General features: G+C 63.7%; 16 protein-coding genes. 9 read left to right on the top strand and 7 right to left on the bottom strand.

What is annotated here, in order from left to right:
• Positions 1-28 precede the first annotated feature (28 nt).
• The gene (locus AC1DYQ_RS08820; protein ID WP_477686478.1) at positions 29-820 is read right to left on the bottom strand and encodes a sulfite exporter TauE/SafE family protein; all 792 of its coding nucleotides are present in this window, start codon (positions 818-820) and stop codon (positions 29-31) included.
• A gap of 266 nt (positions 821-1,086) precedes the next feature.
• Between AC1DYQ_RS08820 and AC1DYQ_RS08815 the strand changes: the two genes are divergently transcribed.
• Positions 1,087-2,298 (top strand): ABC transporter substrate-binding protein, encoded by a 1,212-nt coding sequence (locus tag AC1DYQ_RS08815; protein ID WP_477686623.1) that lies wholly within the window; start codon positions 1,087-1,089, stop codon positions 2,296-2,298.
• Between the two features lie 153 nt (positions 2,299-2,451).
• The gene (locus tag AC1DYQ_RS08810; RefSeq protein WP_477686477.1) at positions 2,452-3,231 is read left to right on the top strand and encodes a response regulator transcription factor; all 780 of its coding nucleotides are present in this window, start codon (positions 2,452-2,454) and stop codon (positions 3,229-3,231) included.
• An 88-nt stretch (positions 3,232-3,319) separates the two neighbouring features.
• Here AC1DYQ_RS08810 and mnmC read toward each other — a convergent pair whose 3' ends face one another.
• Positions 3,320-5,233: a bifunctional tRNA (5-methylaminomethyl-2-thiouridine)(34)-methyltransferase MnmC2/FAD-dependent 5-carboxymethylaminomethyl-2-thiouridine(34) oxidoreductase MnmC1 gene (gene mnmC / locus AC1DYQ_RS08805; protein WP_477686476.1), complete on the bottom strand. Its 1,914-nt coding sequence runs from the start codon at positions 5,231-5,233 to the stop codon at positions 3,320-3,322.
• A 150-nt stretch (positions 5,234-5,383) separates the two neighbouring features.
• Positions 5,384-5,656, bottom strand: a complete 273-nt coding sequence (locus AC1DYQ_RS08800) for an oxidative damage protection protein (RefSeq protein ID WP_457278585.1) — start codon at positions 5,654-5,656, stop codon at positions 5,384-5,386.
• Positions 5,657-5,800: 144 nt separating this feature from the next.
• Here AC1DYQ_RS08800 and AC1DYQ_RS08795 point away from each other — a divergent pair, with 144 nt between their 5' ends.
• From AC1DYQ_RS08795 to AC1DYQ_RS08785, 3 genes are all read left to right on the top strand, one after another.
• Entirely contained in the window at positions 5,801-6,850 is a 1,050-nt protein-coding gene (locus AC1DYQ_RS08795; RefSeq protein ID WP_477686475.1) for a sulfate ABC transporter substrate-binding protein, read from the top strand.
• A gap of 167 nt (positions 6,851-7,017) precedes the next feature.
• Positions 7,018-7,617 (top strand): NADPH-dependent FMN reductase, encoded by a 600-nt coding sequence (ssuE, locus tag AC1DYQ_RS08790; RefSeq protein WP_477686474.1) that lies wholly within the window; start codon positions 7,018-7,020, stop codon positions 7,615-7,617.
• 89 nt (positions 7,618-7,706) lie between these two features.
• Positions 7,707-7,922, top strand: a complete 216-nt coding sequence (locus tag AC1DYQ_RS08785) for a TOBE domain-containing protein (protein WP_457278582.1) — start codon at positions 7,707-7,709, stop codon at positions 7,920-7,922.
• Positions 7,923-8,056: 134 nt separating this feature from the next.
• Here the strand turns inward: AC1DYQ_RS08785 and AC1DYQ_RS08780 are convergent, their stop codons facing one another.
• The 3 genes from AC1DYQ_RS08780 to AC1DYQ_RS08770 all read right to left on the bottom strand — a co-directional run bounded on the left by AC1DYQ_RS08780 (position 8,057) and on the right by AC1DYQ_RS08770 (position 11,349).
• Positions 8,057-9,082, bottom strand: coding sequence for a Bug family tripartite tricarboxylate transporter substrate binding protein (locus AC1DYQ_RS08780; RefSeq protein WP_477686622.1), 1,026 nt, complete (start codon positions 9,080-9,082; stop codon positions 8,057-8,059).
• Positions 9,083-9,158: 76 nt separating this feature from the next.
• Positions 9,159-10,367 (bottom strand): CaiB/BaiF CoA transferase family protein, encoded by a 1,209-nt coding sequence (locus AC1DYQ_RS08775; protein ID WP_477686473.1) that lies wholly within the window; start codon positions 10,365-10,367, stop codon positions 9,159-9,161.
• A gap of 22 nt (positions 10,368-10,389) precedes the next feature.
• On the bottom strand, positions 10,390-11,349 hold the full coding sequence (locus AC1DYQ_RS08770) for a hydroxymethylglutaryl-CoA lyase (protein ID WP_477686621.1): 960 nt from the start codon (positions 11,347-11,349) through the stop codon (positions 10,390-10,392).
• Positions 11,350-11,503: 154 nt separating this feature from the next.
• Between AC1DYQ_RS08770 and AC1DYQ_RS08765 the strand changes: the two genes are divergently transcribed.
• The 4 genes from AC1DYQ_RS08765 to AC1DYQ_RS08750 all read left to right on the top strand — a co-directional run bounded on the left by AC1DYQ_RS08765 (position 11,504) and on the right by AC1DYQ_RS08750 (position 14,099).
• Positions 11,504-12,415, top strand: a complete 912-nt coding sequence (locus AC1DYQ_RS08765; RefSeq protein ID WP_477686472.1) for a LysR family transcriptional regulator — start codon at positions 11,504-11,506, stop codon at positions 12,413-12,415.
• A 355-nt stretch (positions 12,416-12,770) separates the two neighbouring features.
• Positions 12,771-13,136, top strand: a complete 366-nt coding sequence (locus tag AC1DYQ_RS08760; RefSeq protein ID WP_457278577.1) for a hypothetical protein — start codon at positions 12,771-12,773, stop codon at positions 13,134-13,136.
• Positions 13,123-13,371: a hypothetical protein gene (locus AC1DYQ_RS08755; RefSeq protein ID WP_436154840.1), complete on the top strand. Its 249-nt coding sequence runs from the start codon at positions 13,123-13,125 to the stop codon at positions 13,369-13,371. The genes AC1DYQ_RS08760 and AC1DYQ_RS08755 overlap by 14 nt, the downstream gene beginning before the upstream one ends.
• 173 nt (positions 13,372-13,544) lie before the next feature.
• Positions 13,545-14,099 (top strand): DsbA family protein, encoded by a 555-nt coding sequence (locus tag AC1DYQ_RS08750; protein ID WP_457278576.1) that lies wholly within the window; start codon positions 13,545-13,547, stop codon positions 14,097-14,099.
• On the opposite strand, the gene AC1DYQ_RS08745 is transcribed toward AC1DYQ_RS08750, so the two are convergent.
• Entirely contained in the window at positions 14,096-14,617 is a 522-nt protein-coding gene (locus AC1DYQ_RS08745) for an N-acetyltransferase family protein (RefSeq protein ID WP_477686471.1), read from the bottom strand. The genes AC1DYQ_RS08750 and AC1DYQ_RS08745 overlap by 4 nt on opposite strands.
• Between the last annotated feature and the right edge of the window lie 37 nt (positions 14,618-14,654).

The raw sequence follows: 14,654 nt of genomic DNA, 5'->3' as shown, positions 1-14,654 counted from the left end.
ACGTCGTGGGATTTTTATAAGGAGCGGGTCAGATCGAAATCAGTTTCACGCCGGCATAGGCCAGCAGCACGGACAACAGCGAACGGATCACGCGGTCAGGCGTTTTGTGCACCAGGTGCGAGCCCAGCCAGATGCCGGGCAAGGAGCCGGCCAGCAGCTTGATCAGTAGCGGCCAGTCTACCGAACCGATGGAGGCATGGCCGAGGCCCGCCACCAAAGTCAGCGGCACGGCATGGGCAATGTCGGCCGCCACGATGCGCGGCAGCGGCAGGGTGGGGTAGAGCAGCATCAGCACGATCACGCCGATGGCGCCCGCGCCGACTGACGTCAAAGTGACCAGCGTGCCGATGACCGCGCCAAACAGCACCGGAAGGGCCCAGTGGCGCGCACGCGTGGCCTGCCCGATCAGTTCCGGCGCGATGGTGGTGGGAGCGGCCTTGCCGCGCAGCACCTTGTAGAACGTGGCGCCGGCTGTCAGCAACAGTGCCAGGCCTAGCGTGGTGGTCATGATGGCCTGGGTGCCCGGGTTGGCCGGGCCCATGCGCTGCAACATATAAAGAGTAGCCAGGGCCGCCGGGATGCTGCCCGCGGCCGTTTGCCCGACGATTTTCCAGTCGACCACACGGGCGCGGGCCAGGCTGACGGTCCCGCCCATCTTGGTAAAGGCCGCAAACAGCAGGTCGGTGCCGATGGCCAGGTGCGGTTTGATGCCGAAAAAGAAGATCAGCAGCGGCGTCATCAGCGAGCCGCCGCCCACCCCTGTCAAACCCACAACCAGGCCGACGGCAAAACCGGCAAATACAAAGGCAAATTCATGCATAGCGGGAAAATGTAAGTGCGCGGCTTATAAAAACAAACTACACATTTGTTCTGCCGTTATGCAGATAAGCTTATTCGCCAATAAATATGCGGGTTTCGGGCGGTTTTTTCGGGTCAGCGGCATAAGGCTTGCATTGAGGCTGACCATTCACCAGCCGACCCGTCACAAAGCGCTGGTACAGTCCCTGCTCTTTCGGATGAGCTGCCCGGTTTTGGGCTTGCCGCACGAACCGAATTGCCCATTTTTGGAGAAAACCCGTGAATTTGATGAAGTCCGCCCTGATGGGCGGGGTGTTTCTGGCCTGCGCCACGGCAGTGACGCTCGCCCAGGGCAGCCCGAAACCTCCCATCAAGATCGGCGAAATCAACAGCTACTCCGCCATTCCCCAGTTCGCCCAGCCTTACCGGCAAGGCTGGCAGCTTGCGGTCGAGGAAATCAATGTGGCCGGCGGCCTGCTGGGGCGCAAGATCGAAGTCATCTCGCGCGATGACGCCGGCAAACCCGAAGAAGCCCTGCGCCAGGCCGTCGAGCTGACCTCAAAGGAAAGGGTGGATGTGCTGGCGGGCGGGTTTTACTCCAGTGTCGGTCTGGCGCTGGCCGGTCATGCCCAGGCCAGCCGGCGGGTGTTCATCGCCAGCGAATCGCTGGCCGACGCCATTGTCTGGGAACAGGGCAACCGCTACACCTTCCGTCTGCGCCCCAGTACGTATATGCAGGCAGCCATGCTGGTCGAAGAGGCCGCCAAGCTGCCGGCCAAACGCTGGGCCACGATTGCCCCCAATTACGAATACGGCCAGAGCGCAGTCACCGTGTTCAAGGAGTTGCTGAAAGCCAGGCGCCCTGACGTCGAGTTTGTGAGTTACCAGTGGCCGGCGCTGGGCAAGATAGAAGCCGGCCCAACGCTGCAGGCGGCCATGCAGGCAAAACCCGAGGCGATTTTCAACGCGACTTTCGGGGCCGACCTGACCAGGCTGGTTCGCGAGGGCAACCAGCGTGGCATTTTTCCCCGCATACCGGTGGTGTCGATGCTTTCGGGGGAACCCGAGTATCTGGAGGCGCTGAAAGACGATACGCCGAAAGGCTGGATCGTCACCGGTTACCCGTGGGACCAGATCGACTCCCGCGAGCATGCCAGCTTCGCCGCCAACTACTATCGCCGCTTCAACGAATACCCCAAAGTCGGCTCGGCGGTGGGCTACGCCACCATGCAGGCGATTTTTGCCGCCATCCGCAGGGCCAATTCCACCGACAACGAAAAGCTGGTGGTGGCGCTGCGCGGACTGAAGTTTTCCACGCCTTTCGGCCCCGCCGAATTCCGCGCCATTGACCACCAGTCCACCATGGGCGCCTACGTGGGCAGGCTGGATCTGCGCGGCCACAAGGGCACCATGGTGCAATGGCGCTATGCCGACGGCAAGGCCTATTTGCCAAGCGATGCGTATGTCAAGGCCCGCCGGCCTGCCGCGGCCATGAAGTGACGTTTTGACAACGCAGGCGCTGAATTCCTTGAAGCCTCCCCGGTGATCCCCCCATAATCGGGCGCAATGACGAATACGGGTGGTGAGGCTGTCAAGCGGGTTTTTGTAAGAGTGTTCGGGTTTGATGACGTTGAGCGTCATGCCCTGAACGCAGTGTTTCGCATTTCCGAAACACGATCCATCGCCTACACCCCCTGGACGCCCGACGCGCCCGAAGAGGCCTTGATGGCGTTGATTGACGGCGACAGCTGGGAAGCTGCGCTGGAGCTGGCCAACCCCGCGAATGACGACTTCACCCTGATCTGGATCGGCGACAACCCGCCGGCCAGGGCGCGTCTGGTGATCCCGCGCCCGCTGCAGTGGACCGCCGTGATTGACGGCATGGACGAATTGCTGGCCGCTGAACGGCGGCAGGCCGCGCAGGCCCTGCAGCCGGGCAAAGCACATGGTGAGAAGGGCCTGGATCTCGACCTGCTGTCCGAATCCACCGCGCTGCTGGACCTCGATCTCGACTTTGATTCGCAGGCGCCTACCGCGCCGGCGCCGCTGGAAGCCCCGGAGCCCCTGCCGGAGCGCCCTCAGGTGTTGGTGGTGGATGCTGACCGCGACGCGCGTCTTTACCTGCGTGCCAGGCTGGCCATGGCCGGTTTCGTGAAGATAGACGAGGCGACCACCGGCACCGAAGCGCTCAAGCTGATTGACACGCATCTTTACAAGCTGGTGATTCTCGACATGGAGCTCCCTGACATTGAGTCCTGGGAAATGGTCAAGCGGGTGGAGGCATCGCGCCCTGCCATCGCCTACCTGATTTTGACCGGCAACCGTCTCTCCCCGCTGGACACCGTGCGCGGATGGTTCGGCGGCGCGCGCGGCAGCCTGCGCAAACCGCTGCACCCCGGAAAGCTCAAACGCCTGCTGCGCAGCGTGGAGTGAAGGCGCTCATTACGCCTTGAATGCTATCTATTTGATAGCTGCTTGCGCCCGTTCCCCCTTGGTTTCAGCCCTGTTTTGCTTAAGAATCTCAGGTATTGACGATCGGTGCGGGCGCCGCATGCTGCGGCATCAGCGCCTCCGCCAGCCGCTGTTCAATCGGCAAAGGTTCGGCGTGCAGCTTCGCCGCCAGCAATTCCCCGCAAAGCGCGGCAAACGTCAGCCCGCGCGACCCCATGCCGCTGCACACCCACAGGCCCGGGCTTTCTTCCAGCGGACCCAGTGCGGGCAAGCGGCTGGGCGTGGCGCAGCGCACACCCGCCCAGGACTGAACCTTTCCTGGCTCAAACTGTGCGGCCAGTGCACGGGCGGTTTGCGGCAACAGGGTTTGCAGCCGGCAGAGATTGTGCTGGTCGTCCTGGGGCCGCGTTTCGGCCTGGGTGTTGTCGCGTTCAAAGCTGGAGCCCATGACCCAGGCCAGGCCGCCGGCCTTGCTGGGCAGGGGCACCGCGGGCACCAGGCTGCCATGGCCGTTCACGGGAAAGGGCGGCAGTGCGCTGGCCGCGCCGGGCTCGTGCAGGCCCCAGCTCACCTGGCCCCGGATGGCCTGCAGCGCCAGGTCACCAGCCTTGTTCGTTGTAGCGCCGGCTGCCAGTTCCAGGCTGGCATAACCAGCCGCCAGCACCACGAGTTCGGCGCGGGCCAACTCCCGGCCCTGCGCATCCAGAACCTGCCACTGGCCCGAGGCCTGGTTCAGGCGGCTCACTAACGATCGGCCGTGCGATTGCACACCCGGCCCAGCCAGCCAGGCGTCGACGAGGGCGGCCGGCCGGATCCAGCCCGCCCGCGCATGCCACAACGCGGGCGTATCCGGCGGCAGGCCGCATTGCCTGAGCTGGGCAGCGTCGGCTGGCCCTGTCCAGTCCCCAGCGGCGTCGGCCCAGTCCGCTTGCCAGGCCTCGGGTTGTTTGCGCGGGTGCTCCACCGCATGCTCCAGTACGCCGGTGCGGCCCCAGTCGCCGGCCTGCAGCATGGCCTCGGCCTGCTGCAGCGTGGCGCGAATGCCATGGCGCGATAGGCGCGAGAGCGGGTTGTCGTCGGGCGAGACATGCGGCGCCAGCAAGCCGGCGGGCAGGCCGGACGCCCCGGCGGCGGGCTCTTCGGCCGCGTCGAGCACCACGACCTGCCAGCCGCGGCGCGCCAGGCTGGCCGCCACGGCCGCGCCGGCCAGGCCAGCGCCAATCACCACGCAGCGGGCAGGTGGCCGGCGTGCGGGCGAGGGATGTGTTTTTTTCGGCTCCCACGCCGGATTGAACTCACCCTGCAGGTTGTCGCGCTTGGGCGGAATGCCCGGTACCTTGTTGACCACAAATCCGCATTGCGCCAAGGCGTCGCGCACGCTGCGCGCAATCGTCCAGGTGGCTATACGCGTGCCGCGCCGGCAGCAGCGGGCGACCGCCTTGAAGGTATGCACGTCCCAGATGTCCGGGTTGCGCTGCGGGCTGAAGCCGTCCAGGTAGACCGAATCTGCCTCAAACGATTGTTCGCGCAGCATGGCCTTGGCGTCGCCAATGCACAGCGTCAGCAAGACCCGGCCGCCCTCAAACACCAGGCGGTGAAAGCCCGGCAGCAGCCCCCATAGCTGTGCCTGCAGCTGTTCGGCGAAAGGAAGTAGTTCAGGGTGGGTTCGGGCGCTGCGCAATACGTCTTCGGCGCTGGCTGGAAAGGCTTCGGTCGAGACGAAATGCAGCAGGCCAGGGCGCTGTGGGTCGGCCTTCCAGGCGGCCCAGGTCACAAGGAAGTTCAGGCCCAGGCCGAAGCCGGTTTCAAGAACAGTCCATTGCGGCTGGCCGGCCCAGGCTCCAGGCAGGCCGCAGCCCTTGAGGAAGACTTCTTTAGCCTGATCCAGCCCGCCCAGTTCGCTGCGGTAGCGGTCGCCAAAGCGCGGGCTGTAGGGGCTGCCGCCGGCCGTGCCGTCGTCCAGCCACTCGATCACCTCAGCCATGGCCGACCAATGCAAGTTTCATTGTTAGTGACAGGCGTGTGGTCCCCGGTTTCAGGCCAGCCGGGGCCGCGGAACCGGCTTTGCCGGGCCGCAGGCGCAGCGGCCCCCTCGGGGGGCAGCGCAGTACGCGAAGCGACAAGCGTGGGGGCCTTATTGAGTCGGGGGAACGTAGCCCTGGACGGCATCGGCGCCGTCACCGAAGAAGTGTTTCTCCATCTGGCGCGCCAGGTACTGGCGGGCGCGGGCATCGGCCAGGTTGAGGCGGTTTTCGTTGACCAGCATGGTTTGCTGCTTCATCCACTCCGCCCAGGCTTCCTTGCTGACTTCTTCCCAAAGGCGTTTGCCCAGCGGGCCAGGGTAGGGCGGAAAGTCCAGGCCTTCGGCTTCTTTACCGAGTTTGATGCATTTGACGAGGCGTGCCATGGGTAGTTCTTTCGTAGGGCTAAGGTGTCTAAGGATGTTTGTGGAATAAAGAACTGATTTTTTATTCGTTCCAGTTTCTAAGGTCTGCTTCCAGAATCCATTTTGTTCGCATTTACACGCAATTTTTTGGAAAAGAGAGCAACCATGACTTCACGCCGCAACTTTATCAATGTTTCCACCCGCGCCGCCGTGGCGGCCGGTTTGGGTTTGACGCTGGCAGGGTCACTGCTGACGGCCCAGGCCCAGCAGCCGCCCAAGCCGCCCGTCACGCTGCTCAATGTCTCTTACGACCCGACCCGTGAGCTTTATGTCGAATACAACGCGGCTTTCAGCAAATACTGGAAAGCCAAGACCGGCCAGGACGTCACGATCAAGCAGTCGCACGGCGGCTCCGGCAAGCAGGCCCGCTCCATCATTGACGGCCTGGACGCCGACGTGGCCACCCTGGCCCTGGCCGGCGACACCGACGCGCTGGTCAAAAACGGCGGCTGGCTGTCGGCCGACTGGCAAAAAAAGCTGCCGCACAACTCGTCGCCCTACACCTCGACCATCGTGCTGGCCGTGCGCCAGGGCAACCCCAAAGGCATCAAGGACTGGGACGACCTGATCAAGCCCGGCATCACCGTGATCACGCCCAACCCCAAGACCTCGGGCGGCGCCCGCTGGAACTACCTGGCCGCCTGGGAATTTGCCAAGCGCAAATACGGCAGCGACGCCAAGGCCAAGGAGTTTGTCGCCAAGCTGTACGGCAATGTCTCGGTGCTGGACACCGGCGCACGCGGCTCCACCATCACCTTCGCCCAGCGCGCCCAGGGCGACGTGCTGATCGCCTGGGAAAACGAAGCGTATTTGCTCGAAAAAGAATTCGGCGCCAAGTTTGACGTGGTCGCGCCGTCGCTGAGCATCCTGGCCGAGCCCGCCGTGGCCGTGGTCGACAAAAACGTCGACAAGAAGGGCAGCCGCGCCGTGGCCGAGGAATACCTGAAGTACCTTTATTCCGAAGAAGGCCAGGACATTGCCGGCAAGAACTTCTACCGCCCGGCTGTTTCGCAGAAAGCCATAGCCAAGTACGCCAAGCAGTTCCCCAAGCTGAACCTGTTCACCATCGACCAGGCCTTCGGCGGCTGGGCCAAGGCCGACAAGGAGCACTTTGCCGACGGCGGCTCGTTCGATCAGATCTATACCAGGAAGTAGGTTCTCCCCCGAAGCAAAACAGTAACCCCCCCGAAGCGGCCTCTGGCCGCCTCCCCCCAGGGGGCGCCCGCTGCGGCCCGGCGAAGCCGGTTCCGCGCCGGCACTGGAATGGGAGAGCTGGCACACGCCGCTTGGTAATCAATGCAAATCAGAGAGCTCCACAAATAATGTCCTCGCAACAATCCGTATTGCTCATTGCCGGCAGTCCTTCGGAGCAGTCCCGCTCCGCCGCACTGCTCGATTCCGTCAGCGACAGGCTGGCCCTGCGGGGCGGCCTGGTGGTCGACCGGCTCAACATCCGCGAGCTGCCGGCCCAGGCCTTGCTGCTGGCTGAGTGGGGTCATCCGGCGATCGTCAAGGCGATTGACCAGATTGCCCGCGCGCGTGCGATCGTGGTGGCCACGCCGGTCTACAAGGCGGCTTACAGCGGCCTGCTCAAGGTGCTGCTGGATTTGCTGCCGCAAACGGCGCTGAAGGAAAAAACCGTGCTGCCGCTGGCCACCGGCGGCAGCCCGCACCACATGCTGGCGCTGGACTACGCCCTGCGCCCGGTGCTGCAGGCGCTGGCGGCCCGCCACATCCTGCCGGGCGTATACGCCACCGATTCGCAGGTGCCGCAGTCGGCCGACAAGCGCTATGAAGTGGGGCCCGAGATCACCGTGCGCCTGGATGATGCGGTGCTGACCCTGCTGGCGGAAAGCTTCCGGATGCCGGCCACCACGGGCTTCGAGCCGGTGCATTTTTCGCGGGTGCGATGTAGCGTCTGAGCTGAGCCGCCCGCCGGTGCTGAATTCAGGCCATTGAATTCATCGATTTTCAGTTCAACGTTTTTTACCCAAGTTCCAGGAGAACCTGTATGTCCATCCAAGCCATCAACGTCCGCAACCAGTTCCGCGGAAAAATCAAGGAAATCATCCGCGGCGACGTGGTGTCTGAACTCGACGTCGAAACGCCCTGGGGCATCGTCACCTCGGTGATCACCACGCGCTCGGTGGACCAACTTGAGCTGGCCGTCGGCAGCGAAGTGGTGGCACTGGTCAAGTCGACCGAGGTGTCCATTGCCAAGCTGTAGGCTTGCCAGGGCGGGTTGATTGCCAAATTGCCGCCTGGCGCTTTATTGGCGGGCGCAAGCAGCTATTAAAACCATAGCAAATCCAGGGCCGTCCCGTGGTGATGAACAGCAGGGCGGCCGCCTGCGCGTGTGCCTTACTGCAGTTCGACGCCCGCCTTTTTCACCAGCTGCGCGTACTTCACCAGTTCGCTGCGAAAGTACTGCGCCGCGGCTTCCGGGCTGCCGGGGTTGATGGTGTTGCCCTGCTTGAGCATGGCTTCCTTCACCTCGGGCGTGGCATAGGCGGCAACCACCGCGGCCTGGATGCGTTTGACATCGGCCGCCGGCAGCTTCGCAGGGCCAATCATCGCGAACCAGCCTTCCATGTTGTAGTTGGGCAGGCCCTGTTCTGCAATGGTCGGGATTTCGGGCGCCGCGGGCGAGCGGGCGCTGCCGCCCACACCGATGGCGCGCAAGGCGCCGCTTTTCAGGTGCGCCTGAACGGCGGGGAGCGCCAGCACGCCCATGTCCACCTGCCCGCCGATCATGTCGGCGACCATGGGCCCCACGCCCTTGTAGGGAATGTGTTTGGCCTTGACCTGCGCTTCGTCCAGAAACATTTGCGCGGCCAGGTGCAGGATGGTGCCGTTGCCCGACGACGCATAGTTGTAGGCATCGGGCTTGGCCTTGAGCAGCGCGACGAGCTCTTTCACATTGGTGGCCGGCAGTTTGGCGGGGTTCACCACCAGCACCATCGGCGTGGTGCCAATGACGGTGATGGGCGTGATGTCCGCCAGCGGGTCGAATGGCAGCGACTTGTACACGCTGGGGTAGATCACGTGGTTGTTGGACACCACGCTCAGCGTCATGCCGTCGGGGGCAGCCTTCACAAGCGCGGACGTGCCGACAATGCCGCCAGCGCCTGGCTGGTTTTCAATCACCACCGGGTAGCCCAGCGCCTTGCCCAGCGCAACACTGGCCGCTCGCACGATGGTGTCCACACCTGAGCCGGCGCCCACCGGCAGGATGAAGCGCACCACCTTGTCGGTGGTCTGGGCCAGCAAGCTGCGCGGCATGGCCAGGAAAGCGCCGCCGGCAAAAAGGGCGCCCAGTCCCCAGAGGGCCTGGCGCCGGGTCGCGCGTTGGTTGTTCAAGGCTGAGGTGTTGGTACTGCGGATCATCTTCATCTTGGGGGTCATTTTGTCTCCTTCGTTGTCGTGAGTCGCGCAAATCGGCCGACAGGTTCAACTTACTGCCTCAACTGACTGCAGCTTGCCGGTGCAGGTCATCCACTTCACCACCGCTGTAACCCAGGCCTGCCAGCAGTTCGCGGGTGTGCTCGCCCAGCGTGGGCGGGTGCAGGCGAACCCCCAGCCGCTCCCCTTGCATGGTGATGGGGAACAGCGTGGTTTTTACCATCTGGCCGGCCTTGGGGCCATCGGGCAGGCGCACATCGGCCAGGCCGCCGGTGGCCAGCAGGTGTTCGTCATCGAACAGGTCTTCGGGTCTGCGGATAGGCGCAAACGGCAGGCCGGCTTTTTCCATCACGGCTGAAAGCTCTGCCGCAGCGTGCGGGGCCAGCCGCGCTGCCAGGTCCTTGATCAGGGCGGGGCGCACCGCCACACGCTGGTTGTTGGTGGCCAGCGCGGGGTCGGCCTTCAGGTCGGGAAAACCCAGCACGGTGCAAAACGTTTGCCACTGCGCGTCGCTGACGGCCGCCAGGAATATCTGTTCTCCGTCTTTTACGGTGAACACGTCGTACACCGCCCAGGGGTTGTCGCGCGCGGGCATGGGGGCCGGGTGTTTACCGGTCATGGCGTACTGCAGCATGTGCTGGCCCATCAGGAAGACATTGTTTTCATACAGTGCCGACTGCACTTCCATGCCCTTGCCGCTAATACCGCGCTGGATCAGCGCACCCAGCGCACCAATGGCGCCGAAGAGCCCGCCCATGATGTCGTTCACGCTGGTGCCGGCGCGCAGCGGGTCACCGGGCCGGCCCGTCATGTAGGCCAGGCCCCCCATCATCTGCACTACTTCGTCAAGCGCTGTGCGGTGGTCATAGGGCCCGGGCAAAAAGCCTTTGTGGCTGATGTAGATGATGCGCGGGTTGACGGCGCTGAGCGCGGTGTAGTCCAGGCCGTACTTGGCCATGGTGCCGGGCTTGAAGTTTTCGGCCACCACGTCAGCGCTGGCGCAGAGCTTGCGCGCCACTTCGGCGCCCACCGGGTCGTGCAGGTCAATGCCGATGCTTTTCTTGTTGCGGTTGAAGAGCGGAAAGAAGCCCGAGCCGGCACCCAGCAGGCGGCGGGTACGGTCGCCGTCAATGGGTTCGACCTTGATGACTTCGGCGCCCATGTCCGCCAGCACCATGCCGCAGGTGGGGCCCATGACCATGTGGGTGAACTCCACCACGCGCAGGCCGGCCAGCGGCTGTGGGGTGGCGGCTTCGGGAATAGTTTGCATGCAGGTGTTCCGGGGGAAAAGCTCAGGCCGCAGCGGCAGCGGAGGTAGCAGATGCGCGCATGGTTTTGGGCAGGCCCGCGCGCCACAGCGTGCCGTGCAGCGTTTCGCCTTCAAGCCAGCCCGCCACCCGGGTGCGCAGCGCCATCAATTTGTCAAAGTCAATGCCGGTTTCGATACCCATGCTGGCCAGCATATAGGCAAGGTCTTCAGTGGCCACGTTGCCGCTGGCGCCGGGCGCATGCGGGCAGCCGCCTATGCCGGCCAGGCAAGCGTCAAAGCGCGTCACGCCGGTTTGCAGCGCGGCATACACGTTGGCCATGCCAAGGCCGCGGGTGTCATGAAAGTGGCCGCAGTCAAGCCGCTCTCCAGCCACTTCAAAAGCCTGCTCAAACAACAGCCGCACCATTTCCGGGTCGGCATAGCCTACGGTGTCCGCCAGGCCCACGCGGTCGGCGCCGGCGTCCAGCACGGCGCGCAGCAGCCGCAACACTTCGCGCGGCTCGACCCGGCCCTGCAGCGTGCAGCCAAAGGCCGTGCTCATGCCGACTTCGATCACGATGGGCGAGCCGGAGGCATCACGCAGGTCGCGGATGCGGGCGATTTCTTCGACCACCTCATCGGGCGTCTTGCGCAGGTTGGCCAGGCTGTGGGCGTGGCTGGCCGAAATCGGCAGCAGCATCAGGTCGGCGCCGGATTCGATGGCGCGTTCGGCACCCTTGAGGTTGGGCACCAGCACCGAAGTGACCAGGCCGGGCAGTGTTTTGGCAAAGGCCACCAGCTCGGCGGTGTCGGCCAGCTGCGGCAGCAGGCGCGCCGGCACAAAAGAGCCAACCTCGATCTCGCGCTGGCCGGCGTCGTAAGCCGCCTGGATCCATTGCAGCTTGTGCGCGGTCGGCATCACGGCGGCAATGCTTTGCAGGCCGTCACGCAGGCCGACTTCACGAATCGTTGCCTGCCGGGGGAGGGCAGGCCTTGAAGGCATGTTCACTGGGGTCTCCGTTGTCGTCTTGTCAGATTCATTCTCAGGGCACAGCTGCAGTTTAGAATTTCCCAAAAGGCTTGGTTGATCAATTCCGGAAGCACTGACATTCCGATTGGGAATATCAAATCTGCCCCCTGACCGCCAGGAGCCGCCCATGAGAGACCTCGACATGACCACGCTGCGGCTGTTTGCGGCGGTATGTGATGCGCGCAGCATTGCCCGCGCGGCCGAGCAGGCCAACATCGTCGGCTCGGCCATCAGCAAGCGGCTGGCCCAGCTCGAAGACACCGTCGGCACGCCGCTGCTGGTGCGGCGCCGCCGCGGTGTGGAGCCCACACCTGCTGGCGAAAGCCTGCTGGAGCACGCGCGCACCATGCTGGCCAGCGCCGAGCGCATTGAACGCGACATGGCCGCCTATGCCCAGGGCGTGCGCGGCCAGGTGCGCATCCTGGCCACGGCTTCTGTCATGGCCGAGTCCCTGGCCGACGATGTGGCGGCTTTTTTGCAGGAGCCGGCGCACCACGACATCCAGGTCGACATGGAAGAGCGCGTCAGCCCCGATGTGATTCGCGGCATCAAGGAGGGCGTGGCCTCGGTCGGCATCTGCTGGGACGCCGCCGACCTGAGCGGCCTGCAGTCGCGCAGCTACCGCACCGATCACCTGGCCATCGTGACCCACCCGTCGCACCCGCTGGCAGGCGAGAAAACCCTGCACTTTGAGCAGACGCTGGATTTCGAGCATGTCAGCCTTCCCGCGCACAGTGCTGTGCAGGTGCTGCTCTTGCGGGCTGCAGCGCTCAAGGGCAAGGTCGTTGTCCACCGCGTCATCGTGTCCAACTTCGAGGCCGCCTTGCGCGTGGTGCGCGCCAACCTGGCCATCAGCGTGGTGCCGCGCGAGGTGGCTGAGCCTTATGCCACCACCTATGGCCTGCGTGTGATGCCGCTCGCCGACCCCTGGGCCCAGCGCCGCTTTGCCATCTGCTTTCGGGATGAGGCGGGTTTGTCGGCGGCGGCCAGGCTGCTGGTGGCCCATCTGGCGGCAAAAGGGTTGCCCGATGGAGGGTGAAAAGTACCGTAGACGCTCAGCGCGGCATTTCTAGCGCTATCAAATCAGGAGCTGCTTGCGCCCGGCAGCATTGGCCTCCAGCTATTTTTCATGCTTTAAACAGCGTTCAAAAGACGTTTGGTAACACCTGCAGGCACGCCAAATGGCCTCTGCAAGCCCGGGGAAAGCTTCCGGGCCTGCCGTTTAGAGGTAAAATAGGCCTCCAACCCACAGCAGACAAGCGCGAGCAGCTATAAAAAATATAGCGCGCAGGGCTGATCCAGGCTAGCCCGAAAGGGGGCCAGCAACCGCCGAAGGGCGGTTACCTGGTCCGCAAAGTGCTTGATTTAGGGGAAGGAAGCCCCAAATTCACTGCATGAACGCCACCCAACCCCATCCCCACAAAACCGACCTCACGGTCACCCACGTACTGGCCGAGCTGCTGGAACGGCTTGAGCACAGCGCGGTGCCAGTGGGTGCCGAGCAGTACCGCTCCGTGGTGCTGCACCTGGTCAACGAACTGGGCGATGTGGAACCCGGCATGGCGCTGGGCGCGCTGCTCGACACGCACCCGGCTGCGGCAGAGCTGTATGAAAACGTCAATTACCAGTATGCGGGCCTGTGCCGGTCTGCGCTGGACGCCTCGCTCGCTGCCGAGCTGAAGGCCAAAGAGGCCATTGAAAAGGCCATGAAACCCATCAACCCCCAACTGAAGGAAGACCCCAACCATGGCAAGAGCTGACGCCAAAACCGCCGTACTCGCTGACGGCCTGCGCTACAAGTCCAAGGTGTCGGGCTCACCGTTTGCTGCCACCACGTCATTTGGCGCTGCCACGATGTCGTGTTTCATGTGCGGCAAGCACCGCGCCCGCTCCCTGATGGGCACCCGTAAAGTGCTGGGCAAGTCCCAGGCCGTGTGTTCGCCCTCGTGCAAGGCACTCGACGAAGCCCTCGAAAACGCCGCCAACCAGGCCTGAAGCTGAACCACGGGGCCGGCACCGCTGGCCTCTACCTGGCTATTCACGGCCATCCAAGGCTACCCATCGACGCCGATGGGGCCGTACGGCTCCTTGATCACCGCGCACACCCGGGCGCATACTGTGCTGAAGACTTTTTCAACGTCTGAACACACAGCCAAAAGGTGATTTTCATGGCCGATTCGTCCCAACCCGACCCGTTTCTCGAACCCGACGACGCCATCGACCATATCCATGGCCCGGCGTCGGCCCCGGTCACCGTCGTGGAATACGGCGACTTCGAATGCCCGTCCTGCTTTCAGGCCTATGGTGCCCTGAAGGTGATGCTGCCGCACTTCGGGCGCCAGCTGCGTTTTGTCTTCCGCCATTTTCCGCTGCGCGAAGTGCACCCCCATGCCGAACTGGCCGCCGAAGCGGCGGAAGCCGCCGGCGCACAACACAAGTTCTGGCCCATGTACGAGTTGCTGTTTACCAACCAGCACCACCTCAAAGACAAGCACCTGCTCGACTACGCCGCCCAGGCCGGCCTGGACATGGCCCGCTACCAGAACGAAATGAACGACCACGTCTACCTGCAGCGCGTGCAGGAACACATGCAAAGCGGCCGCCACCTGGGCGTGCGCTCAACGCCGGCGTTTTATGTCAACGGCGTGTTTTGTGATGTGTCGTTTGGACTGCAGCATTTGCATGAGGCCATCGACAAAGTGTTGACCAGCCAACAGACTTAACCGTCAACAGGCTGACGCGGCGTCACCAGCGTCTTCTGCAAAAATGCCAGGTCCAGCCAGCGGCCAAACTTGAAAGCCGCCTGTTTGATCGTGCCGCTGTGTTCAAAGCCCAGGCGCTTGTGCAGTTCGATGCTGGTGGTGTTGTCCAGATCAATCGCGCCGACCAGAACGTGCATGCCTTGCGCTTCAGCCCTGGCCACAATCGCCTCCAGCAGCTTGCGCCCCAGGCCCAGGCCGCGGCTGTCTTTCTCCACGTAGACCGAATGCTCCACCGTGTATTTGTACGCCGGAAACGCGCGGAAGGTGCCGTAGCTCGCAAAACCCAGCAGCTTGCCGCTGTCGTCTTCCATCCCGACCACAGGAAAGCCGTTGGCGCGCTTGGTGGCAAACCAGGTCACCATGCTTTCAGGTGCGCGTGGTTTGTAGTCGTACAGCGCCGTCGAGTTGACGATCGCCTCGTTGAAGATGGCCAGGATTGCACTGGCATGGCGTTCTTCGGTGCATTCGACGAGATGCATGGGGATTCCTTTCGGGCGAGAGAGATTTGTCTACTAT

The sequence above is a fragment of the Polaromonas sp. P1_F4 genome (assembly GCF_056405675.1).
This window is presented reverse-complemented; position numbering and strand designations above follow the sequence as displayed.